The sequence below is a fragment of the Nonomuraea sp. B10E15 genome (assembly GCF_039871615.1).
Classification (GTDB): Bacteria; Actinomycetota; Actinomycetes; order Streptosporangiales; family Streptosporangiaceae; genus Nonomuraea.
This window is the reverse complement of the sequence record NZ_JBDPMB010000054.1, coordinates 1-2,140: the sequence shown is the minus strand read 5'-3', so window position 1 is coordinate 2,140 and position 2,140 is coordinate 1. Positions and strand designations below refer to the sequence as shown.

Annotated in this window: 1 pseudogene; it reads right to left on the bottom strand. The window is 67.6% G+C overall.

Features of this window, described 5'->3' with window-relative positions:
• Positions 1-1,068: 1,068 nt before the first annotated feature.
• A pseudogene (locus ABGB14_RS49925) lies at positions 1,069-2,007 on the bottom strand (IS481 family transposase); the annotation flags it as partial.
• Positions 2,008-2,140 lie beyond the last annotated feature (133 nt).

The window sequence follows — 2,140 nt, the reverse complement described above, 5'->3', positions numbered from 1 at the left end:
TGTCTAGTCCCACGACATGATTGACAGTTCTGTCCCACCACATGCTTGACGGGCACCCTAGGAAACATGACCGGCCTTGCGGGGCCGGGCCGCTTTGATACTGCGGACTGGCTGGGTGGTGGTTCGGCGGACGACGCGAGTGTCGTCGGGCAGTTCGATGGTTAGTGTGGTGTCGCTGACGTGCACGGTGGCGATGGCGCGGGCGTGGATGCGGCCCAGGGCGACCTTCTGCCCGGCCACCATGATGACCCCGCTGTTGCTGGCGACCCGCTGCACCGTGATCGGCTCGACAGACGGGCGGGGCGGTGGCCCGGCCGGGCGGGCGTCCCGCAGATGCCGAACCCGGTCCCAGCTGATCGGATTCGGGCGGGTGCGTAGCAACTCACGGGTGGCCGGGTCGAAGAACATCAGTGTGTGTTCCTCGATCCGGACGCTCACGCGTCGGCCACCCAAGATCTCAGCGGCGAGCACGATGCTGCCGGCGAGGCTGATCGTGCCGCCTCGGCTGACGGTCCGGTCGACCTCCAGCGCGGTCCCCGGCTCGGCGGGCGGCAGCGGTGCCGGCCCCGCCGCACGTCCCCCGTTCGCGGCGAGCCTGGCCAAATCCGCGTTCGACAGATGCGAGCGGAAGCTCTTTAGCCGGACCCCGCCGACCAGGAGGTGAATGACATCGGTGTCGACCCAGAACGTCACCTGCACCCCGGCCCGGTCAGGACCGAGCCAGAACTGACGGCCCGCAACAGCCATGTTGCCGCTGGCGGGAACGACGCGGTCGAACTCCACCGGCCCGCTCGACCAGACCGGCCGCAGGTCGGTGTCAGATGGCTCGGCTGGGCCGGTCGCGACCTGAGGGGTCAGGGTTTGGCCGGTGTCCTGGCCGGGGTGGGATCGAGCATGACCGCAGGGCCGTACGCTGTCTGGCGAACTGGGCGGAGCTTGCTCCTGCCCGCTTACCCCGCCCAGTGGCCCTGCGGGCATGCTCGATGCGGGTCCCGCACCTGGCAGGTGGGTAAAACCTGACCCCGCGCCGCCCGGGACGCCTTCGGCTTGGACCTGGCGCAGCATTCCGGGCAACCGCAGCGGCAGCAACCGCTCACCCTCACCCCCGGTCCGGGACGCGAACCGATCCACGGGGCAGGCCATCTCCAGCGCTTGATGCGGCCGCACCGTGTTGTACTCCTCTACCCAGGCGTCTACCGCGGCCTGCGCCGCGGCAAGGTCGGCGAACGGCACCGCATCGTCCAACAGCTCACGACGCAGACTCTGATGGAACCGCTCCACCTTCCCCGTGGTCGTCGGGGAACGGGGCTCGGTCAACCGGTGCACGACGCCGTTGTCCCGGCAAATCCGATCGAACAACACCTCACCACCCTTACCGAACCGATCGGTGAACTGCTTACCGTTATCGGTCAGCACCTCATCAGGAATCCCGAATTGCCGCAGTGCGGAAGCGAACGCCAGGCACACCGCCCGCCCGGTCGGACGCAGCACCACAGATGCGATCACGCAATACCGCGAATGGTCGTCGACCCCCGTGACAACCTTCGCCTCGGCGCCGCTGGTCAAAAAGGCGCCGCCGACGATGTCCATCTGCCACAACTGCATCGGGCCTTCCCGCTCCCAGCGCAAGAACTCCTCGCGACGCTTGCGCCGGCCACCCGGTTGAATCAGGCCATGGCGAACCAGCGCCCTATACACCCCCATCCGTGACGGCACCGGCTCCACCCCCAGCCGCCTGGCCTCGTGCACCAACCGCACCGGCCCCCACCGCGGATGCTCACGCCGCAGCTCGCACACCAGCGTCTCCACCTCGGCCGGCATCTGCGAAGGCGAACAATCCGGACGACGCGACCGATCGGTCAACCCGGCAAGCCCTGACTCCCGATAACGCGACAACCAGGTATGCAGACTCTGCCGCGACACCCCGATTCCGGCCGCGACCTCACTGACACTTGCCCCAGCGAGCACCAAAAGAACCGCGCGATAGCGCTGCTCAACAACGGACAAATCGACCAGGACCATTCCCGGCTCCCCCGAAACGCGCCACCCACAAACGACGCATCAGGAGAAACCCGAACACGGCACCGGTGTCAAGCATGTCCTGGGACTCGAGTGTCAAGCATGTCACGGGACAGGACAG